The organism is Micromonospora sp. NPDC049274 (genome assembly GCF_040678875.1).
In the GTDB taxonomy this organism is placed as follows: domain Bacteria; phylum Actinomycetota; class Actinomycetes; order Mycobacteriales; family Micromonosporaceae; genus Micromonospora.
Genome location: NZ_JBFAQS010000010.1, coordinates 15,537 through 35,209 on the forward strand (window position 1 = coordinate 15,537; position 19,673 = coordinate 35,209).

General features: G+C 71.4%; 19 protein-coding genes. 9 read left to right on the forward strand and 10 right to left on the reverse strand.

Annotated elements, in window-relative coordinates:
- Positions 1-99 precede the first annotated feature (99 nt).
- From AB0K10_RS19675 to AB0K10_RS19695, 5 genes are all read right to left on the reverse strand, one after another.
- The gene (locus AB0K10_RS19675) at positions 100-1,593 is read right to left on the reverse strand and encodes an MFS transporter (protein WP_363685345.1); all 1,494 of its coding nucleotides are present in this window, start codon (positions 1,591-1,593) and stop codon (positions 100-102) included.
- Positions 1,594-1,626: 33 nt separating this feature from the next.
- Entirely contained in the window at positions 1,627-2,238 is a 612-nt protein-coding gene (locus AB0K10_RS19680; protein WP_363685347.1) for a TetR/AcrR family transcriptional regulator, read from the reverse strand.
- Positions 2,239-2,395: 157 nt separating this feature from the next.
- Positions 2,396-3,349, reverse strand: a complete 954-nt coding sequence (locus AB0K10_RS19685) for a Gmad2 immunoglobulin-like domain-containing protein (RefSeq protein ID WP_363685349.1) — start codon at positions 3,347-3,349, stop codon at positions 2,396-2,398.
- On the reverse strand, positions 3,346-4,812 hold the full coding sequence (locus AB0K10_RS19690; protein WP_363685351.1) for a HAMP domain-containing sensor histidine kinase: 1,467 nt from the start codon (positions 4,810-4,812) through the stop codon (positions 3,346-3,348). Before AB0K10_RS19690 ends, AB0K10_RS19685 begins: the two co-directional genes overlap by 4 nt.
- Positions 4,813-4,825: 13 nt before the next feature.
- Positions 4,826-5,506 (reverse strand): response regulator transcription factor, encoded by a 681-nt coding sequence (locus tag AB0K10_RS19695; protein WP_363685353.1) that lies wholly within the window; start codon positions 5,504-5,506, stop codon positions 4,826-4,828.
- A gap of 213 nt (positions 5,507-5,719) precedes the next feature.
- Between AB0K10_RS19695 and AB0K10_RS19700 the strand changes: the two genes are divergently transcribed.
- Entirely contained in the window at positions 5,720-6,076 is a 357-nt protein-coding gene (locus AB0K10_RS19700) for an L-rhamnose mutarotase (protein WP_363685355.1), read from the forward strand.
- Between the two features lie 125 nt (positions 6,077-6,201).
- Entirely contained in the window at positions 6,202-7,815 is a 1,614-nt protein-coding gene (locus tag AB0K10_RS19705) for an FAD-dependent oxidoreductase (protein WP_363685357.1), read from the forward strand.
- A gap of 72 nt (positions 7,816-7,887) precedes the next feature.
- On the opposite strand, the gene AB0K10_RS19710 is transcribed toward AB0K10_RS19705, so the two are convergent.
- Positions 7,888-8,580, reverse strand: a complete 693-nt coding sequence (locus tag AB0K10_RS19710) for a type 1 glutamine amidotransferase domain-containing protein (protein ID WP_363685359.1) — start codon at positions 8,578-8,580, stop codon at positions 7,888-7,890.
- Between the two features lie 321 nt (positions 8,581-8,901).
- Here AB0K10_RS19710 and glsA point away from each other — a divergent pair, with 321 nt between their 5' ends.
- The 3 genes from glsA (at position 8,902) to AB0K10_RS19725 (ending at position 13,050) form a co-directional block, all read left to right on the forward strand.
- Positions 8,902-10,587: a glutaminase A gene (gene glsA, locus AB0K10_RS19715; protein WP_363685361.1), complete on the forward strand. Its 1,686-nt coding sequence runs from the start codon at positions 8,902-8,904 to the stop codon at positions 10,585-10,587.
- 65 nt (positions 10,588-10,652) lie between these two features.
- On the forward strand, positions 10,653-11,672 hold the full coding sequence (gene glnII, locus AB0K10_RS19720) for a glutamine synthetase (RefSeq protein ID WP_363685363.1): 1,020 nt from the start codon (positions 10,653-10,655) through the stop codon (positions 11,670-11,672).
- Positions 11,673-12,087: 415 nt separating this feature from the next.
- The gene (locus AB0K10_RS19725) at positions 12,088-13,050 is read left to right on the forward strand and encodes a hypothetical protein (protein ID WP_363685365.1); all 963 of its coding nucleotides are present in this window, start codon (positions 12,088-12,090) and stop codon (positions 13,048-13,050) included.
- On the opposite strand, the gene AB0K10_RS19730 is transcribed toward AB0K10_RS19725, so the two are convergent.
- Both AB0K10_RS19730 and AB0K10_RS19735 read right to left on the reverse strand, forming a co-directional pair.
- On the reverse strand, positions 13,044-14,018 hold the full coding sequence (locus AB0K10_RS19730; RefSeq protein ID WP_363685367.1) for an NADP-dependent oxidoreductase: 975 nt from the start codon (positions 14,016-14,018) through the stop codon (positions 13,044-13,046). The genes AB0K10_RS19725 and AB0K10_RS19730 overlap by 7 nt on opposite strands.
- Before the next feature lie 95 nt (positions 14,019-14,113).
- A complete protein-coding gene (locus tag AB0K10_RS19735) occupies positions 14,114-14,752 on the reverse strand; it encodes an HD domain-containing protein (RefSeq protein ID WP_363685369.1) in 639 nt (212 codons plus the stop codon).
- Positions 14,753-14,944: 192 nt separating this feature from the next.
- Between AB0K10_RS19735 and AB0K10_RS19740 the strand changes: the two genes are divergently transcribed.
- Positions 14,945-15,913 (forward strand): GlxA family transcriptional regulator, encoded by a 969-nt coding sequence (locus tag AB0K10_RS19740; RefSeq protein ID WP_363685739.1) that lies wholly within the window; start codon positions 14,945-14,947, stop codon positions 15,911-15,913.
- A 13-nt stretch (positions 15,914-15,926) separates the two neighbouring features.
- Here AB0K10_RS19740 and AB0K10_RS19745 read toward each other — a convergent pair whose 3' ends face one another.
- Entirely contained in the window at positions 15,927-16,490 is a 564-nt protein-coding gene (locus tag AB0K10_RS19745; protein WP_363685371.1) for a hypothetical protein, read from the reverse strand.
- Between the two features lie 257 nt (positions 16,491-16,747).
- Between AB0K10_RS19745 and AB0K10_RS19750 the strand changes: the two genes are divergently transcribed.
- Complete coding sequence (locus tag AB0K10_RS19750) at positions 16,748-17,395, forward strand: hypothetical protein (protein WP_363685373.1); 648 nt, start codon at positions 16,748-16,750, stop codon at positions 17,393-17,395.
- A 24-nt stretch (positions 17,396-17,419) separates the two neighbouring features.
- On the opposite strand, the gene AB0K10_RS19755 is transcribed toward AB0K10_RS19750, so the two are convergent.
- Positions 17,420-18,265: a DUF3152 domain-containing protein gene (locus AB0K10_RS19755; protein WP_363685375.1), complete on the reverse strand. Its 846-nt coding sequence runs from the start codon at positions 18,263-18,265 to the stop codon at positions 17,420-17,422.
- A 140-nt stretch (positions 18,266-18,405) separates the two neighbouring features.
- Here AB0K10_RS19755 and AB0K10_RS19760 point away from each other — a divergent pair, with 140 nt between their 5' ends.
- Together AB0K10_RS19760 and AB0K10_RS19765 are read left to right on the forward strand one after the other, a co-directional pair.
- The gene (locus tag AB0K10_RS19760; RefSeq protein WP_363685377.1) at positions 18,406-18,906 is read left to right on the forward strand and encodes a SigE family RNA polymerase sigma factor; all 501 of its coding nucleotides are present in this window, start codon (positions 18,406-18,408) and stop codon (positions 18,904-18,906) included.
- Positions 18,903-19,673, forward strand: a complete 771-nt coding sequence (locus AB0K10_RS19765; RefSeq protein ID WP_363685379.1) for a hypothetical protein — start codon at positions 18,903-18,905, stop codon at positions 19,671-19,673. Before AB0K10_RS19760 ends, AB0K10_RS19765 begins: the two co-directional genes overlap by 4 nt.

A 19,673-nucleotide genomic window follows, 5' to 3' on the forward strand; every position in this document is an offset into this window, starting at 1 on the left:
TGTCTCCTCAACGGATCTTCGACGATGGTCCGGACGCTACCGGACGGGTACGTCGGCCGGCCCGCTCCGGTCGGGAGCGGGCCGGCCGTGTCACCCGGCTCAGCCCATGTGCACGGCGTTGCCGGCGGGGATGTCCTCCTTGCGCACCTTCACCAGGACCAGGGTGACCACCCCGGCGAGCACGATCAGGGCCGCGCCCCAGGCGAACGCCACGCGGTAACCGTGCACGAGCGCCTCGACCTGGGTGACCGGGTTCGGGGCCCGACCGACCAGGTACGCGGCGACCGCGCTGGTGTAGAAGGTGTTCAGCAGCGCGGTGCCCAACGAGCCACCGATCTGCTGCGTCGCGTTCAGCGTCGCGCTGGCCGCACCGGCGTCGTGCTCCGGCACCCCGACCAGGGCCAGGCTGGACAGCGGCACGAAGGTGAAGCCGAGGCCCATGCCGAGGACGACCTGGGCGGGCAGCAGGAGGGTGAGGAACGAGGTGTCCACGTCGATCTGGGTGAGCGTCAGCATGGCCACGGCGGCGAGCACCGCGCCACCGACCATCAGCGGCTTGGCACCCACCTTCGGCATGAGCTGGCTGGCGCCACCCGCCGCGATCAACACGCCCGCGGTGACCGGCAGCGACGCGAGCCCCGCCTCGAGCGGCTTGTACTGCAACACCACCTGGAAGTAGAAGGTGAGAAAGAGGAACGCCCCGAACAGGCCGGCGCCGATCAGCGTGGAGGCGAGGTACGCCCCGCCCCGGTTGCGGTCCAGGATGATCCGCAGCGGCAGCAACGGGTGGTTGGAGCGCAGCTCGATCACCACGAAGGCGGCGAGCAGCACCACACCGGCGGCGATGAAGCCGAGCGTGGCGGTGGCGTCCCAACCGTCCTCGGCGGCCTTGGTGAAGCCGTACACCAGGGAGACCAGGCCGGCGGTGACGACTACCGCGCCGGGCACGTCGTAGCGGGTGTTGCCGTGCGCCCGGCTCTCCGGCACCAGCGGGATCGCGAAGGCGATCGCGATGGCGGCGACCGGGATGTTGACCAGCAGGCACCAGCGCCAGTGGGCGTACTCGGTCAGCACCCCGCCGAGCAGCAGCCCGACGGCGGACCCACCGCCGGCGATCGCGCCGTACACGGCGAACGCCTTGGCCCGCTCCGTGGCCTCGGTGAACAGCACCGTGAGCAGCGCCAACGCGGCCGGGGCGAGCAGCGCGCCGAAGGCACCCTGCAACGCGCGGGCGGCGAAGAGCATCTCGCCGCTGGTGGCGAGGCCGCCCAGCGCGGACGCCAAGGCGAAGCCGACCATGCCGACGATGAAGGTGCGCTTGCGGCCCCAGTAGTCGGCGATCCGGCCGCCGAGCAGAAGCAGACCACCGAAGGCCAGCGTGTACGCCGTGATCACCCACTGCCGGTTCGCGTCGGTGATCCCCAGGTCGGCCTGGGCCTTCGGGAGCGCGATGTTCACGATGGTGGCGTCCAGGACGACCATCAGCTGGGAGACCGCGATCACCGCCAGCGCGATCCAGCGCCGCGGGTGCGGCGCGCCTGTCGACGTTCCGGCGGCGGGTGCGCCGGGGGAGGTCGAGGTGGTTCCGGACATGGTGAAGCCTTCCGTGGTGCGGATGTCGATGGATCAGGCCTGGGACGGGCGGTCGTGCTGGTAGCGGAGTACCGGGATCAGCACCTGGTCGACGACCTGGGTGAGGAACGCGTCGTCGGCGGGTAGCCCGTGCGCGAGGACGCGGGACATGGTGAGGGCGGGCGCCAGGTCGTGGAACAGCTCCCGTTCGCCGGCGTCCGGGGGGATCTCCCCGCGGGCGGCGGCGCGGACGAGGACGGCGGTGCTGGCCACCCGCCCGGCGGGCAGCACCTGGTGGCGCACCAGGCGTTCCAGCTCCGGGCTGGTCCGCATGGCGAAGGTCAGTGCCTGCATCAGGTCGCAGTCGGCGACGCAGATGGCGGCGGTGGCGCGCAGCAGCTCGATCAGGTCGCCCCGCAGCGAGCCGGTGTCGGGCGGGTTGTGCACGCCGACCTGGCGGTCGCTCAGGGCGGCGACGACCAGCTCGGCCTTGCCGTCGAAGCGCCGGTAGATGGTGGCCTTGCTGATGTGGGCCCGGGCGGCGACGGCGTCGATGGTCATCCGGTCGTAGCCGACCTCACGTAACAGGTCGATCACCACGGCGAACAGGTCGTCGGCGGTGCACCGCGCGGCCCGGGCAGCCGGCACTCCGGCTCCCGCGCTCACCTGTCGACCATCCAGCACCCGTTGACCCCCCGTGAAACGATGTCGTACTGACCCTAGTTCGCGGCCGGCCGTTTCCGCAGGCTTTTATGAGGTGCGTCGCACTCGGTCGACGAAACGATTACGTTTCTGCCTGACGTCTGGCGGGTGAACCCCGTGCTCAACTCCCGCTCGGCGCGAGGATCACCGGCACGGCGACCGTGTGCGTGCGGGAGCCGTCGCGCGCGGACACCTCGTACACCTCGATCGTGCCGTGCTGCTCCCGGGCCGTGCGCCAGCCGACCACCAGCCGGTAGGCGCCCCGGCAGCCACTGCCGCAGCTGGCGGCGCCGAAGCCGGTGGCCACCTCCCGGCCGGCGGCGTCCAGCACCCGGATGCTCACCGTGGCCTCGAACACGTCGGCGGTGCCGGTGACGGTGAGCGGGGCGGTCACCCGGTCGCCGACGCTCGGAGCGGTGACCACGATCGGCGCGAGCAGGTCCGGATAGTCGGCCCGGCCGACGGGCGCGCCGCCGGGAAAGCGGACCTGCCGGACGGTGGGGAACTGGGTGAGCGTCCACACCACCTGCGCCTCGCGCAGTCGCCGACGCTCCGCCGGATCGTCACCCCACGGGACGGGACCGAGCGTCGCCACGCCGTCGGCGATCCGGGTGACCTCGACACCTGCCGGCAGAAGGGTGACCATGCCGGTGGCGGCCTCGGCCGGCGTGGGCCCGGCGGCCAGTTCGGTAAGCGCGAGCCGGGACGTGGTGACGGTGGCCGGCCGGGTGCGCCGGGTGGGAACGAGCAGGCCGGACCGCACGTACCACAGCTCGATCGTCACCGGCTCGGGCCGGCGGGTGCCGGCGGACGTCGGTGCCGGTGGACGGGGCGCGGTGCGGGTGGCCGCCGCCGACGGGGTTGGCCCGGTCGGCGGCCCGCTCGGCGGGGTGGACGCGGCCGACGGGCGGGCTGTGGGTGGAGGGCTCGGCGGCGGCGCGGTGGGCGCCGCGCCCAGGACGCCGGAGCGGGGGGTGCCGCACGCGCCGAGCAGGAGCGCGGCGACGAGCACCGGCACGCCCACCGCGCGCCACCCGCCGCGCCGGCCCACCCCGACCGCGCCGCGCCGGCTCATCCGACACCCTCCGACGGGCCGGCGGCGGCCGCGGCGTCCTCGTCGGGGTTCCCCGCCGGGCGTGGTACGCCGCTGGGTGGCCCGCCTGGGCCGAGCGCCGGCAGCTCCAGACGGAAACGAGTGCCGGCGCCCGGCGCGCTGCGGACGCTCAGCACCCCGCCGAGCAGGGCGGTGTGCTCCCGGGCGATGGCCAGGCCGAGCCCGCTGCCCGGCGCGGACCGCGACGCGTCGACCTTGTGGAACCTGTCGAACACGTGCGGCAGGTGCTCGGCGGGAATTCCCGGCCCCTGGTCGGTGACCTCGACGACGACGAGCGGGCCGGCCCCGGTCACTGTCGCCCGGATCTCGCCGCCGCCGTGCTCGACCGCGTTGACCACCAGGTTGGCCAGGACGCGCTCCAGGCGGCGAGGGTCCGTGCGCAGCGCCACCGGGTCGCCGATGACCAGCACGCGGTCCGACCAGCCGCGCGCCGCGACGATCTCGCGCAGCAGCGCGGGCGCATCCACCGGCTCGACGCTCGGCCGTTCCCGCCCGGCGTCCAGCCGCGAGACCTCCATGAGGTCCTCGACCAGGCGGCGCAGCCGGGCCACGCCGCCCACCAGCAGCCGCGCCGCCGGCCGGGCGTCGTCGGGTAGCCGGTCCAGCTGCTCGCCCAGCAGCGAGGCCGCGACCACCAGGGCGGTCACCGGGGTACGCAGCTCGTGCGCCACGTCGGCGGTGAACCGCCGCTCACGGGCCTGTGCGGCCGACAGGGCGGCGATCTTCGACTCCAGCGCCTCGGCCATCTCGTTGAACGACGCCGCCCAGACGCTGAACTCGTCGCGCCCGCGTACCGGCAGACGGGTGGCGAGCAGCCCCTCGGTGAGTGACCGGGCGGCGCGGCTGGCTCGACCCACCGGCTCCAGGGTGCGCCGGGCCAGGAGGTGACCCACCCCGGCGGCGACCAGCACGACGAGCACCCAGCCGGCCAGCAGCGCGGTGCGCACCTGACCCAGGTCGGCGGCGATGTCGTCCTCCACGGTGATCACGTACAGCTCAGCGGTCGAGCCGGGGATGCGTCCGCCGACCACCAGCAGTCGGGGTCGCTGGGCCGGCGTCGAACGCTGGTAGGCGAGCTGCCCGTCGGCGACCGCCGCCCGCAGTCGCGCGCCCAGGGCGGGAGCGTACGCCGGGTGGGAGGGGCGGACGGGGCCGTCGACGAGGAGGACGTGCCGGCCACTGCCCTCGAAGCTGGTGAGCAGCTCCGTGCCGCGCTGCTCGGTCAGGGGCAGGAACTCGCCGGCGAGCAGGAGCTGGTAGCGGGCGTCGGCGGCGGCCTGGTGCAGCGAGGCGTCCAACCAGGACTGCCGCAGCAGCAGCCCGGCCCCACCGGCGAGCAGTCCGGCGGACACCCCGGCGACCAGCACGAACGCGATCGTCAGCCGGCGCCGCAGGCGGCCCGGTGCCACCGCTCGTCCGGCCATCGCCGACCTCCCGTCAGCCCGTGGACAGCTTGTAGCCGACGCCGCGCACGGTGCGGATGCGCCGTGGGTGCGCCGGGTCGTCCTCGACCTTGGCGCGCAGCCGCTGCACCGCCACGTCGACGAGCCGCGAGTCGCCCAGGAAACGGTGGTCCCAGACCAGGTCCAGCAGCAGATCCCGGGTGAAGACCTGGCCGGGGCGTCGGGCCAGCTCGAGCAGCAGACGGAACTCGGTGGAGGTCAGGGTCACCTCCCGGCCGTCGCGGCGTACCACGAAACCGCCCGGATCGATCTCCAGGTCGCCGACGGCGATGGTGTGCGAACCGACAGGCGCGCTCGCCCGCCGCAGCACCGAGCGGACCCGGGCCACCAGTTCGGGCAGGTCGAAGGGTTTGCGCAGGTAGTCGTCGGCGCCGCACTCGAGGCCGACCACCACGTCGAGCGTGTCGGTGCGGGCGGTCAGCATGAGGATCGGCACCTGGCTCGTCCGCCGGATCTCCCGACAGACCTCCAGGCCGTCCAGGCCGGGCAGCATGACGTCGAGCACGATCGCGTCGACCGGGTGGGCTCGCCAGGTCAGCAGCGCCTGCCGCCCGTCGACGGCGGTGTCGACCCGGAAACCGGCGCGACGCAGGCCGAGGGCGGTGACCTCCCGGATGGAGGCGTCGTCCTCGACCACCAGTACGCGGCCCTCCACCATCTGAGGGTAGACCCGCCGCGACGCTGCGCGGCCCTGGCGAAACGGTCGGTGTCGGCGGCCGGTCGGGGCGGTGACATGGGAACGGTGGTCCTCGACCTCCGGGGGGTGCTCCACGATCTTGGCAACGGCTACCATCGGGTCGCCAACAGCGATGGCCGACCCGCCCGGACCGCCGCCACCGCGTGACCCGTTCACCTGAGAGGACACGACGTGCAACGTCATGGCTGCGTGATCCGGCTTCGCCCGGAGCACCGGGAGACCTACCTGCGCCTACACGCCGAGGTCTGGCCGAGCGTCGAGAAGACGCTGCGCGAGGCGAACTTCCGCAACTACACCATCTTCCTCCACGGCGACCTGCTCTTCGGCTACTACGAGTACGTCGGCGACGACTACGAGGCCGACCTGCGGCACATCGCCGCCGATCCGCAGACGCAGGAGTGGTGGAAGCTGACCGACCCGTGCCAGGAATCGGTGGCCGAACCCGGTTCGGGAGACTGGTGGGCCCCGATGCGGGAGGTCTGGCACCTGGCCGACGAGGCGGATGCAGAGGCGGGTTCCCGCGGCTAGGTGGTGTCTCGCGGAGCATGAATCTCGCTCGAATGACGTGACGTGGTGGACAGCGAGTGGAGGGTTACCGGGCCCGCCGGCCGAGGATCCACTTGTCGTCAACATGCGAAACCTATCGTTCGAGCATGAGCACCGCAGACGCCGACGGCCCTGTCCTCGACGCGGAGCAGTTCGACCGCCTCGCCAGCTACGGCACCGAGGAAGAGGTCCAGCCGGGACAGGATCTGTACGCCGCCGGCGACAACTCCTACGACTTCTTCCTGTTGCGGACGGCCACCGCGGAGGCGGTCCGCGACGCGACGGCGCTGGAGCCTGAGCGCCTCATCTACCGGCGCGGACCAGGCGAGTTCCTCGGCGAACTGAGTCTCCTGACCGGGCAGCAGGTCTTCCTCACGGTCCGTGTCGTCACGGCCGGGACTGTCGTCCGGATCTCGGCCCCGGAACTGCGCCGCGTGCTCGCCGAGCAGGTCGACATCGCCGACGTCCTGATCGAGACGTTCCGCGCTCGGCGTGAACTGATGCGCGGTGCCGCCGGCAACGCCCTGGAGATCGTCGGTCGGCCGCACGCGGCGGAATCGCTGGAGCTGCGCACGTACGTGACCCAGATGCTCCTGCCGCACGCCTGGCTCGACGCGGCCTCGCCGGCCGGGCGGGAGCTCATGCGGACGGCAGGCGTCGGCGAGGACGACCTTCCGGTCGCGGTCACGGCCGGCCGGGTACTGCATCGCGCCACCCCGGGCACTGTCGCGGAGGCGCTCGGCCTGACCTACGTCGCCACGGCGCGCAACCCAGACCTGATCGTGGTCGGCGCCGGGCCGGCGGGGCTGGCCGCTGCGGTCTACGGCGCGTCCGAGGGCCTCGTCACCGTGTTGCTGGACGGCGCCGGCCTGGGCGGCCAGGCGGCCAAGAGCGCGCGGATCGAGAACTACCTGGGCTTTCCCGCAGGTGTCAGCGGCGAGCAGTTGACCCGGCTGGCGATGATCCAGGCGCTGAAGTTCGGCGTCCAGATCTACGCGCCCTGCGCGGTGGTCGGCCTCGATGTCTCGGACGAGTCGCGGCCCGTCGTGGAGCTGGCGGACGGGACCCGAATCGAGACGTCCGCGGTCGTCGCCGCCACCGGAGCGCGGTACCGCCGCCTGGACATCGAGCGCTGGGCGGAGTTCGAGCAGAGCGGATGCATCAGGTACGCCGCGACCGAGCTGGACCTGCGCGGCTACGAGTCGCAGCCGGTGGCGGTCGTGGGCGGAGCCAACTCCGCAGGGCAGGCGGCCCTCTCCCTGGCCGCACGCGGCTGCACCGTGCATCTGGTGGTGCGCTCAGCCGACCTCGGGGCGAAGATGTCGACGTACCTGGCCGACCGGATTCACGCCCATCCGCAGATCCGCGTTCACACCCGCAGCACCCTGCGAGAGCTTCAGGGTGACGACACACTGGCGGCGATCGTCGTGGCGGCAGAGGGCGAGCGCGAGAGGCTGGTCTGCCGAGGCCTGTTCTGCTTCATCGGCGCCGACCCGGCGTCGGACTGGATGAAGGGCATCGCCACTGACGACAACGGTTTCGTGCTGACCGACAGCCGGCTGCCTTCCGGCACGCACCAGGCGCCGCTGCCGTTCCAGACCAGCGCCCCCCGTGTCTTCGCGGTCGGCGACATCCGCTCCGGCTCCACCAAGCGGGTGGCCACCGCTGTCGGTGAAGGCGCCGCCGCGGTCTCCGCGGTGCACGCCGTACGGGCCAGCTGAGCCTGGTCTCCGATCGGTGTCGACCGTCCGGCGGGCCCGCACAGTGGTCCCGCCGGACGGAGACGATCGAGGTTACGCGCCGGCCCGGCTCACCAGCGAGATCAGCTGATCCGCCGCCGGACCCGAGGAAGCCGGGTTCTGGCCGGTGATGAGCAGCCCTTCGCTCACCACGTAGGACTCGAAGTTGCCCGCCTTGGAAAATTCGGCACCCTTGGCGACCAACTCGTCCTCGACGAGGAAGGGCACGACCTTGGTCAGGCCCATGTACTCCTCCTCGCTGTCGGTGAACCCGGTGACCCGCTTCCCGGCGACCAGGGGCTTGCCCTCGGACGTCGCGCAGTGCCGCAACGCGCCCGGAGCGTGGCACACCAGCGCGATCGGCTTGCCCGCCGCGACGACCTGCTCGATCAGCCTGATCGAGTCGTTGTCCTCGGCGAGGTCCCAGAGGGGGCCGTGGCCGCCCGGGTAGAACACGGTGTCGAAGTCGTCGACGGACACCGAGTCGAGCCGTACCGTCGTCTCGAGCTGGCGTTGTGCCTCGGCGTCCGCCGTGAACCGGCGGGTCTGGTCGGTCTGGAAGTCCGGCTCGTCGCTCTTCGGGTCCAGGGGTGCCCGGCCGCCCCGGGGCGAGGCGAGCGACACGTCCCACCCCGCGTCGCGGAACCGGTAGTAGGGCGCGGCCAGTTCCTCGAGCCAGAAGCCGGTCTTGTGCCCGGTGTCGCCCAACTGGTCGTGCGAGGTCAACACCATCAGTACCCGTGTCATGTCCACTCCTTGCCTCATCAGTTGACTCTCACGTGCCCTGGTTCGCCGTGAACATTCCTGGGCCGAGGATGAGGCCCGTCACGGGCTTGGTAGTTGTACGTGCCCGTGGTTTACGAATAGTTGACGAGAGGCAAGGCTCGGCACCGATGTCGATGCGTACCCTCTGACCTGCCGTTGGTCAGTCGGAATCAAGCGAATGTGCACTGGCCCCCCGTAGCCTTTCGAATGTGCGAGGCTGGCCGGCCGAATGCCTTGAGGCGCGAGTAACTACGCCGGTGGCCGCATTGACACAAACTTTCTACGGAGTGGTCGAGCCACGTCATGCCCACGATCAAGAAACCCCGGACCACGGCCCGTCGCATCGAGCAGGCGTGGTCGGGCAGCCCCGGCACAACGTCATCCACCGACGATTCGGTAGCCGGTGAATACGGGAAACTGTTCGCCTCCTTCACCGTCGACCCGCAGGGCACTGTCTCGTTGACCGACCTTGCCAACCGGCTGCGCGCGTCGGGGATCTCGGAGGCTGATCCGCGTCTGGCCCAGGTCTGGGGCGAGCTGCGTCCCGCAGTGGGCGCCGAGGGGCCGGCACGCCTGGACCTGACCCGCTTCATCGCACTGTGCAGGGCGGGCGGCGGCGTCATCGAGAAGTCGCTTCGCGGGGATCTCGTCATTCCGGACTTCGCCGCGCTCCGAGCGGAGATATTCGCGATCTACGAAGGGCTCCGGGGTGTCGACGAGGGCCAGGTCGCCGACTACATCCCGCAACTGGGCCGCGTCGATCCGGAGAAGTTCGGGATCGCGTTGTGCACCACCGATGGGCAGCGCCTGGCGCTGGGAGACGCCGAGAGTGTCTTCTGCGTCCAGTCGGTCTGCAAACCCATCAACTACTGTCTCGCGCTGGAACAGCACGGCGCCGAGCAGGTCCACCGACATGTGGGGCGGGAGCCCAGCGGTCGCGGGTTCAACGAGCTGACGCTGAACAGCGAAGGGCTCCCGCACAATCCGATGATCAATTCTGGGGCCATCATGTGCTGCTCGCTGCTGCGCCCCAGTTGGGAGATGGCCGACCGCTTCGACCACGTTGCTGAGACGTGGCGCAGGTTGGCCGGTGGCGGGGCGGTCGGGTTCAACAACGCCGTCTACCTCTCGGAACGCCGTACGGCCGACCGGAACTTCGCCCTCGGCTACTTCATGCGTGAGCACCGTGCCTTCCCGGACGGGACGGACCTCACCGAGACGCTGGAGTTCTACTTCCAGTGCTGCTCGATCGAGGTCGACGCACGGTCGCTGTCGGTTGTCGCCGCCTCGCTTGCCAACGGCGGCGTCAATCCCCTCACCAGGGAGCGGATCTTCTCGGCCGACACCGTACGCAAGTGCCTGTCCCTGATGTCGTCGTGCGGGATGTACGACTACTCCGGGGAGTTCGCCTTCACGATCGGTCTGCCGGCGAAGAGCGGCGTCTCGGGCGGACTCATGATCGTGGTTCCCGGCGTGCTGGGGATCTGCGTCTGGTCGCCGCGCCTCGACGCGCTGGGCAACTCCGTCCGAGGGGTCGCCTTCTGCGAGGCCCTCGTCAACCGGTTCAACTTCCATGTCTACGACTCCCTGGCCACCGGCGAGGACTCCGGCAAACGCGACCCGCGGCGCGGGCGCAACGAGGAGGAGGTGGCGTCGACCACGCGGTTGCTGTGGGCCGCCAGCCACGGTGATCTGGAGTACGTCCGGCTCGCGCTGGCGGCGGGAAAGGACCCCGACTCCGCCGACTACGACAGACGTACGGCGCTGCATCTGGCCGCCTCCGAGGGAAACCTCGACGTGGTCCAGTACCTCCTGGACCGCGGGGCCGACCCAACTCTGCGGGACCGCTGGGGAGGCACCCCGCTCTACGACGCCGAGCGAGGCGCACACGATCGCGTCGTCACGGTGCTCACGTCGGCGCTGCGCGCTGCGAGTCCGGCAGCGGACACCCACCCCGTGCGAACGGACGCGCCGCTCGCGGCGGTCTGAGCCACGCACTCGTCCGATCACGATTTCGACTGGCCATCCGGCCCGTTCACAGGAGAAAGAGACACATGGCGTACAAGGCTGAATACATCTGGATCGACGGCACCGAGCCGACCGCGAAGCTGCGGTCGAAGACGAAGATCATCGCCGACGGCGTCGAGCCGGGTACCTGGGGCTTCGACGGCTCCAGCACCAACCAGGCCGAGGGCCGCAGCTCCGACCGGGTCCTGGAGCCGGTCGCCACCTACCCCGACCCGATCCGGGGTGGGGCACACCTGCTGGTGCTGTGCGAGGTGTTCAATATCGACGGCACTCCGCACGAGTCGAACGCCCGGGCCCTGCTGCGCCCGGTGGCCGACCGGTTCGCGGCCCAGCAGCCCCTGTTCGGCATCGAGCAGGAGTACACGTTCTTCCAGGGCTCCCGTCCCCTGGGCTTCCCCGACGGTGGCTACCCGGCCCCGCAGGGTGGCTACTACTGCGGTGTCGGCGCGGACGAGATCTACGGCCGCGCCGTGGTCGAGAAGCACCTGGACAACTGCCTGGCCGCCGGCCTGACCATCTCCGGCATCAACGCCGAGGTCATGCCCGGCCAGTGGGAGTTCCAGATCGGCCCGCTGTCGCCGCTGGAGGTCGCCGACCAGCTCTGGATCGCCCGTTGGCTGCTGCACCGCACGGCCGAGGACTTCGGCATCTCCGCCACCCTGGAGCCCAAGCCCGCGCGGGGTGACTGGAACGGCGCGGGCGCCCACACCAACTTCTCCACCGGCGCGATGCGCGAGAACTACGCCGCGATCATCGAGGCCTGCGAGTCCCTCGGTCGGGGCGACAAGCCCCTGAAGCACATCCGCAGCTACGGCGCCGGTGTCGAGGCCCGCCTTACCGGTGCCCACGAGACGGCGCCCTGGAGCGAGTACAGCTACGGCGTCTCCGACCGGGGCGCCTCCGTCCGCATTCCGTGGCAGGTGGAGATCGACAGGAAGGGCTACATCGAGGACCGTCGGCCCAACGCCAACGTCGATCCGTACACCGTCACCCGTCTCATCGTCGACACCTGCTGCACCGCACTGGAGGCGGCCGACCTCGCCTGAGGCACCGGCCCCTCTTCCTGTACGAAACCCAACCGCCGCCGCTGTGACGCGGCGGCGCTCAACACGTGGAGTGCACCTCGATGCCCGAAGGCTTCGACGCGGATGACACCGCATTCGTCCTGACCAGGAGGGAGCCGGACGTGCTGCGTCGACTGCGTACGGTCGGCTTCGCCGCATGGCTGCGAACGCCGGCGCAGGGGGACTGGGGCTACCACATCCACGCCATCGCGCCCTCCGACATCGATCGGTCGACAGGTGCGCGGAACCCGGCCGGCGACTATTACCTTGGCCGTAACGGCCCGGCCAACCGGGGGACCGACGATGGACCGGCAGTCAGTCCCGAGCGGACCTGGGAGGTACCAGCGCACGCTCTGCGGCTCACTGGCTCTCCACACCGGTATACAGAGGAGCGAACGTGTCCATCCGTAGTAGCCGCATCCTGCGCGGCACCGTCGCCGTGCTCACCACGGCCCTCACGACCGCGGCGATCAGCGTCGTCAGTTCCACCGGAGCCCAGGCCGCCGTGAACACCTCAGCGAGTTACCTGGTGGTCTACAACAACAACATCGAGAACTGGCTGCCGAGCTCCTGCGCGGACGGTTACAGCTGGGACCGACTGATCACCTACATCAAGGGTCGGCCGCTGAGCCCGGACATCTTCACCGTGCAACAGGTGTCCAACCAGACGCAGCTCAACACCCTGACGCAGCGCCTCTCCGACGAGCTGCCCGGCACGTACACCGGGCAGATCGCGATCGCGAGCCCGGGTTCGATGGGTTACACCAGCACCTGCGGCAGGTTGAAGAACCAGCAGACCAACGCGGTCATCTACCGGTCCGACCGGTTCACCTTCGAGGACGCCACCCGTTGGCGGTCCGACGCCCCCGAGGACTACGACGCCGGCACCGGCGGGTGCCAGAACCTCGAACCCACCCGCAGCAGCCAGGACCGCGTGCACAACGTCGCCGTTCGGCTGCACGACAACGTCCGCAACGAGGACGTTTCGGTGGCGTCGATCCACTGGCCGACCAACACCTGGCACGGCCCCATGTGCGCCGACGAGAACATCAAGGAGGCGGACGAGGCGATGGACCGCCTCGGCGGCGGCCTGAAGATCGTCGCAGGTGACGCCAACGCCGAGCCCGAGGACGCGGGATGGTGGAACGACGGCAAGGCCGACGGGTACCGCGACCCGATCGCGGAGAAGTGCGGCAGCCGCGACTGCTCCTCGACGTACGACACCAACGGCAGCCGGCGGATCGACTTCCTGCTGGTCAAGAGCGGCACCGGCTTCAGTAACGTCGCGACCGTCACGCCCTCGATGACCGGCGGCGAGTACTCCGAGCACCGAGCCCTCACCGCCTACGTGAACTACTGACGATCTGGCTGAGCTGCCCCGTTGTCCGTACTCGGGTATGGCGTGCCGTGTTCCTCCGCGATGCGGATGATCGTCCTGCCCGGGGTGCGGCGGTGTCGGACGAACGCCGCGGCCGCTTCGGAGAGCGGCCGTACGGCGCCGACGACGGGCTTGAGCCGCCCGGTCCGGACGCGGTGGACGAGGTCGGCCAGCCGGGCGCGGTCGGGTTCGACGACGAAGAAGACGGCACGCCCGTCCCTCGGCTGGACGGTGGGCGGCGCGGCGATGGTGACGAGGGTGCCGCCCGGGCGTACCAGTTCGGTCGACCGCCGGAGGATGTCGCCGCCGATGACGTCGAGCACCACGTCCACCTCACCGACGTGCTCCAGGCCCTCGGCGTCCAGGTCGACGAAGGTCTGCGCGCCGAGGGTGCGAGCCAGTTCGCGGTCGTCGGCGCGGCCGGTGCCGATCACGTGGGCGCCCACCTCGCGGGCGAGCTGGACGGCGATCGAGCCGACCCCGCCGGCGACGCCGTGGACGAGGACGGTCTGACCGGTCGTGAGGTGGGCGTGGTCGAACAGCGCCTGCCACGCCGTCAGTCCGGAGATGGGCAGCGCCGCGGCCACGGTGTGGTCGATGTCGGCGGCGAGCGGAGCGAGGTTGCGAGCCTCCACCGCGGTGTACTCGGCCAGGGATCCGTTGCGCGCCCAGTCGGTCAGTCCGAACACCCGCTGACCCACGGTGAGACCTGTGGTCCCGTAGCCCAGCTCGACGACGACTCCGGACACCTCGTGCCCGGGGATGCTGGGTGTCCGGTCGCGGCCGGCACGATCGGTCCACGTCGCCGGCCAGTCGAGCTCGCCGGGGGTGAAGCCCGCGGCGTGCACGCGCACGATGACGTCGTTCTCCGCGGCGTGCGGGTACGGCATGTCGGTGAGGGTGAGCCCGTCGACACCCGCGTCACGGTCGTGCACGGTGATCGCTCGCATGATCGAGTCCTTTCGAACGGTTCGTCGGTGTGGCCGGCGGTGCGGGCCCGACGCCTGGCCGCCGCGTGACGCCGACCGCGTAAGCCCGCGTCCGGTCAGCTCGGCCAGGGTGAGCCGACGATCCGCTCGACAGTCGTCACGCGATCGAGATCGGGGATGAAGTGTTGCAGGATGTCGGAGTTCACGGTGCCGTTCGTGGTGTCCGGGCGGTTCCGCAGCCCGTCGAGGTGGGCCCGCAGGAACTCGTTCTTGAAGTCCCCGCGGGGATGAACGGCGAGGATCTCGTCCAGTTGATCGTGGTTCAGCTCGTCCAGGCCGAGGCCGAGCACGTCGGTCAGGACGCCGAGGTAGGTGGTGGCGATCTCCGGGCCCATCCGGTCGGGGATGCCCGGTGTGGTGTGCAGGGCGACCGCGGTCCAGACGGTCTCGGCGGCGGCCGTCGAGAAGCCCCGGTCGAGCAGAAATTTCCGCGCGTGGTCGGCGCCGTCGACCTCGAAGCGCTGTTCGACGTCGGAGAACGGTGTCAGGAGACCGCTGTCGTGAAACATGGACGCCAGATAGAGCAGTTCGGGATCCGGTTTCACGCCGAGCCTGTGCGCGTGCGTCAGGCCGAACAGAAAGACCCGTCGGGAGTGGTGATAGATGAGCGGTCTGGTCGTCTCCCGGATGTGCCTGGTCGCTTCGGCGACCGCCGCCGTATCGGGAATCTCGAACCCCGCGATGACCTCTGACATGCCCTCCGACCTTCCCGGCGTGATGTGCGAACGTCCTGGTGGCCTCCATGCTGCCCACCGATCGTCGTACGCTGCCGCCCTCATCCGGCCAGGAACCACTCACATCCGGACGGGGAAGTCGCGAGGTGGGCTACGGCTCCATGAGGATCACCGTCATCTCCGGTAGTGGCGTGCTACCAATACCCGGTGTCCATGCCGCCCCACCGCGTCGCGATCTTCGTCTACGACGGAGTGACGCTGCTGGATGTCGCAGGTCCGGCGGAGGTGTTCAAGGAGGCGAACCGCTTCGGCGCCGACTACCGAATCGTGCTGCTGTCGCCGACGGGCGCGGACGTCACGTCGAGTCTCGGCGTTCGGATGGCGGTCGACGGCGCCGTCTCCTCCGAGCCGGCCTTCGACACGCTGCTGGTTGCCGGGTCCGACCACTATCCGCGCGCCCACGTCCCCGCCGACCTGGCCGAGGCCGCACGGAGACCGGCGGCGGTGGCCGGAAGGGTCGCATCGATCTGCACCGGGGCGTTCGTCCTCGCGGCTGCCGGCATCCTCGACGGCAAGCGCGCCACCACGCACTGGCAGGTCGCGCACGAGTTGGCTGCCCGGCATCCGACCTGCCGCGTCGAGCCCGACGCGATCTACGTGCGCGACGGCAGCACGTACACCTCGGCGGGGGTGACGGCCGGCATCGACCTGGCCCTCGCTCTCGTCGAAGAGGACCACGGGCCCGACGTGGCGCGCGAGGTCGCACGCGCCCTGGTGGTGTACATGCAGCGAGCGGGCGGCCAGTCCCAGTTCTCCGCGCCGCTGCAGGGCCCGCCGCCCCGCTCGCCGGCGCTGCGGCGGATCGCCGACATGGTGACCGCGAACCCCCGCGGGGACCACTCGCTCGGTGAGCTCGCCAAACACCTCAACGTGAGCACCCGGCACCTCACCCGGCTCTTCCACGACGAGCTGTCCACGACACCGGCCCGCTACGTGGAGAACATCCGATTCGACCTGGCCCGGGCGTTCCTCGACCAGGGCCACACGGCGACGCAGGCCGCGACCCTCGCCGGGTTCCCCAGTTACGAGAGCATGCGGCGGGTCTTCGCCAGGAAGCTGTCGATCAGCCCCGCCGCCTACCAACGACGGTTCAGCACGGCCCGCCGCCCCCACCATGATTAGTGGGCGGTTCCGCTCACCACTGGTGGGCGACGTCCAGCACGACGCGGCTGTGCGCGCCGGGGCCGGCGAGCGTGAACGTGCGGAACGGCAACCGGGCCCGTACGCCTACCGCGAAGGTGCTGTAGCCCTCGAAGCTGCCGCCGAAGACGACGTCGCGCAGCGTCGAACAGCGCAGCACGTTCGCGATGTGCTCGCCCACCGCGTAGGGCACGGTGCCCTGGTGCTCGTCGTCGTACGCCGGGGCCCGCAGCGAGACCCGCAGCAGCGCGTCCCCGGCGGTGTACGGCGACAGCGCCAGCCCTTCGCCCTCGGTCCACGTCTCGCCGTAGCCGACCGCGTAACCGTCGACCGGGCCGGCGAACTCGAACACCACCCGGTCGTAGCAGTCCTGTCGCCCGGTCCGTACGCCGACCAGCGGGGCGTCGCTCAGCGCGCCGGCCGACTTCTCGCCGCTGCCCCAGGTGATCCCGCAGTACGCCGATCCGGTCGTGGTGCCCGCCGCGGTGCTGCTGCCCGCGCTGGCGACCAGACCGGCGACGACTACCGCCAACGCGGTCAGTGTGCTCCTGATCCTCATGGTGATCTCTCCGTTCGATGCCGGGGCCACGTCGCGGCAGCGTTGCCGGTGACCCTCAGCCGTCACGGTCGTCCTCTCGTGGCACGCGCGCTTCGCCGCCGCGTAACCGCCGGGTAACAGTGGCCGACGGTCGTCGGACGACCGCAGGGGAGCGCGTGAAGTCCGGATACCCTCCCCAGCCACGGCGTGGCCGGGTCACCCACGCCGTCCCACCATGCGGTACTGTGCCGGACAGTCGACACCTTCGAGGTGAGCCTGTGCCTGCCGTCGCCGCCCTCGTCCTGACCCTCGCCCTCGCGCCCACGCCGTCCCCGTCGGCCACCTCGGGCCCGGTCGGCGACATCCTCGGTGGCGTCGGCCGCATCGTCGACGGTGTGCTCGGCGGTCACGGTGCGCCGAGTGCGACGCCGACGCCTAGCGTCACCCCCACCGTGACGTCCGCGCCGGGCCGGCCACCCGCGACCGGCCAGCCCAGCCCGGCGGCGCCCGCCGTGCCCGCCGGGTCGTCGGCCGGTGTCCGGGGTCCGGCCACCCCCGACCGCCCGGCCGGTGGCTCCGGCACCGACGCCCAGGACGCGGCCGTGCCCCAGCGCACCGGTGACACCCCAGCGTCCGAGGTCCCGCCGACGCTCGCCAGCCCCGCCCGCGGTGGCTGGCCGCCCGTGTCCTACCTGCTGGTCGCGGCCGTCCTGGCGGTGCTGGCGCTGCTGCTCCTGCGTCGCCGCGCTCCCGAATCCTCCGCCGCTCCCACACCGGATCCCACTCCGCAGCCGGATCCCGCCCGGCAGCCGGATCCCGACCCCGGGCCGGACAATGTCCGTCGCCTGCCGACCACCCTCAACGGCATCTACGAGCTGGGTCGCCTGGATGAGCGACTCGAGCAGGAGCGCCGGCGCGGCACCTGACGTACGGCCTCCCGGTCGTCGGGGTCAATGCGCCGGATAGGCGCCCTCGCGCCGTGGGATCTCGTCGTCGTACGCCCCGACCGGCCCGCCGTAGCGGGTCGTGCCGTTCGGGTAGGGCCAGGCCCCGGCGCGGCACCCGTGCAGGCCCAACGTCTGCTGCTGCATCACCGGCGCCGGCCGGCCCCGCCCCGGGCAGCGTTCGTGACCGAACCCGAGTTTGTGCCCGACCTCGTGGTTGACCATGTACTGCCGGTAGGTGGCCAGGCTCGCGCCGTAGCCCGGCACCCCGGTGACCCAGCGCGCCACGTTGAGCACCACCCGGGCACCGTTGCGGCACGACGTGTAGCCGTCCGGCTGGTCCTGGCAGAGGGTGTCACGGGTGCCGGGGGTCGCCAGGTAGATGGTGAAGTCGGTCGCTTCGGTGGCACCGACCCGGCGCAGCCGCCACGTCCCGTCCGCCGTCCATCCGCGCCTGTCGTTCAACGTGGCGGAGACGGCCGTGGCGATGTCGCCGGCCGTGAGGCCCCGGATGTCGCGCTCCACGGCGACCCGGTAGCGCAGCAACTGACCCCTGCTCCCTCCTCCACCCGTCGTCTCGGCCGCGGCCACCGACCAGCGGTTACTGCCGGTGGCGGGATAGTGAACCGGTACGACAGTGGGCGCCGCCGTCGCGACGCCGCCGCTCCCGGCCGTTCCCGCCGGCCGTCCCGCCGCGACCGCCGGCGGCAGGCCGGTGGAGTCCGGTCCGGCCGCGGAACCGCCGGCCGGCCCGTTGCCGGCGGCGGGCCGGCCACACGCGGTGAGCAGCGCCACGGCCAGCAGTAACGCCGCTGAGGCTCGGTACCCCCGACGGGTAGCCTTCGTCGACATGTTCCTCTCCCCTCGCGTGCCGGTCTGCGGCGACGCGGGAGAGAAGACGGGCGAGACCGGCAAAAGGTTGACCTCGCGAGGACTCAACCTTTGCGGGCTCTCGCCCGTCTGTAGCGGTGTGGCACGGGGGAGGGTTCGCGGTGGCGCGGGGTGACGCGGAGTTCGTCGAGTTCGCGCGGGCGGCGTCCGCGCGACTGGTGCACGCCGCGTTCCTGCTGACCGGCGACCACCACCAGGCCGAGGACGCCGCGCAGACCGCGCTGGTCCGCACCTACGCGTCGTGGTCGCGGATCCACGACGACGACGCCTACGGGTACGCCCGTCGCACCCTGGTCAACCACCTGGTGGATCGGTGGCGGCGGCCGATGCGGGAGTACCCGACCGAGGAGGTGCCGGAACAGCGGCGTGGCGACGTGGCCGACGATGTGACGACCCGGCGCTGGTTGGTCACCATCCTCGGTGCGCTCAGTCCTCGGGAGCGGGCCATCGTCGTGCTGCGCTACTACTTCGACCTGCCGGAGGCGCAGGTGGCCCGGGAGCTCGCCGTATCCGTCGGCACCGTCAAGAGCACCAGTTCGCGCGCGTTGGAGAAGCTGCGTACCGCCGTGCCCCGCACCGCCGACGAGGAGGCGCGTCGATGAGCGAGCTGGATCGGCTCCGCCACGCCATGCGGGTGACCGAACGCCCGGATGCCACGCTCGACCTGGCCGCCGTCATGCGTGCGGGACGGCGGCTGCGTATCCGTCGGCGGATTGCCGGCGGTGCTGCGGCGACGCTCGTGGCAGGGCTGGCCGCCGTCGCCGTGGTGGCGGTCGACGCGTCCGGCCCGGGCGGTACGGCACCGACCGGTTCCGCACCACCGGTCGCCGTCGCGCCGCCCTCGGTCGCCGTCGCGCCGTCGACTTCGGCGTCGCCGTCCACGTCGCGGGAGCCCACGCCACCGCCGACGATGGCCCGCGACCTGCCGGGTCCGAAGCCCCTGGGCCAGGTGATCGACACGGGGGTGCGGCAGGGCGTCGACTGGCGGGTCTGCTACGTCGTCGCGGTGTCGGTGCCCGGCGCACCCAAGGTGACCATCGGGTTGGCCGCCGGTCGTCGCGCCCCCGACGGCACGTTGCGGACCGACATCGTGGTCAACGACGTCGAGGGCGCCGACCGCAGCCCCGGGTTCCACCAGATCGGCTACGACGAGCGCTCGTCGGCCGTGCCGACGCCCACCTTCGGCTACTTCGTCGGCCCCGCCGAGCGGATCATCGGCACGGTGGACGGTCGGCAGATCGATGCCCGGCTGGCGCGCTGGAGCATGGACAAGCAGGTGGTGATCTTCTGGTTCGACCCGGCCACGCTCACGCCGGGGGAGCGGCTGGACGGCATCATCGCCCGGGCCCCGGACGGCCGGCGGCTCTGA

Coding starts and splice junctions, on each gene's coding strand:
- AB0K10_RS19675 (WP_363685345.1), bottom strand. CDS start 1,593: ATGTCCGGAACCACCTCGACCTCCCCCGGCGCACCCGCCGCCGGAACG.
- AB0K10_RS19685 (WP_363685349.1), bottom strand. CDS start 3,349: ATGAGCCGGCGCGGCGCGGTCGGGGTGGGCCGGCGCGGCGGGTGGCGC.
- AB0K10_RS19690 (WP_363685351.1), bottom strand. CDS start 4,812: ATGGCCGGACGAGCGGTGGCACCGGGCCGCCTGCGGCGCCGGCTGACG.
- AB0K10_RS19705 (WP_363685357.1), top strand. CDS start 6,202: ATGAGCACCGCAGACGCCGACGGCCCTGTCCTCGACGCGGAGCAGTTC.
- AB0K10_RS19710 (WP_363685359.1), bottom strand. CDS start 8,580: ATGACACGGGTACTGATGGTGTTGACCTCGCACGACCAGTTGGGCGAC.
- glsA (WP_363685361.1), top strand. CDS start 8,902: ATGCCCACGATCAAGAAACCCCGGACCACGGCCCGTCGCATCGAGCAG.
- glnII (WP_363685363.1), top strand. CDS start 10,653: ATGGCGTACAAGGCTGAATACATCTGGATCGACGGCACCGAGCCGACC.
- AB0K10_RS19730 (WP_363685367.1), bottom strand. CDS start 14,018: ATGCGAGCGATCACCGTGCACGACCGTGACGCGGGTGTCGACGGGCTC.
- AB0K10_RS19735 (WP_363685369.1), bottom strand. CDS start 14,752: ATGTCAGAGGTCATCGCGGGGTTCGAGATTCCCGATACGGCGGCGGTC.
- AB0K10_RS19740 (WP_363685739.1), top strand. CDS start 14,945: ATGCCGCCCCACCGCGTCGCGATCTTCGTCTACGACGGAGTGACGCTG.
- AB0K10_RS19745 (WP_363685371.1), bottom strand. CDS start 16,490: ATGAGGATCAGGAGCACACTGACCGCGTTGGCGGTAGTCGTCGCCGGT.
- AB0K10_RS19755 (WP_363685375.1), bottom strand. CDS start 18,265: ATGTCGACGAAGGCTACCCGTCGGGGGTACCGAGCCTCAGCGGCGTTA.
- AB0K10_RS19765 (WP_363685379.1), top strand. CDS start 18,903: ATGAGCGAGCTGGATCGGCTCCGCCACGCCATGCGGGTGACCGAACGC.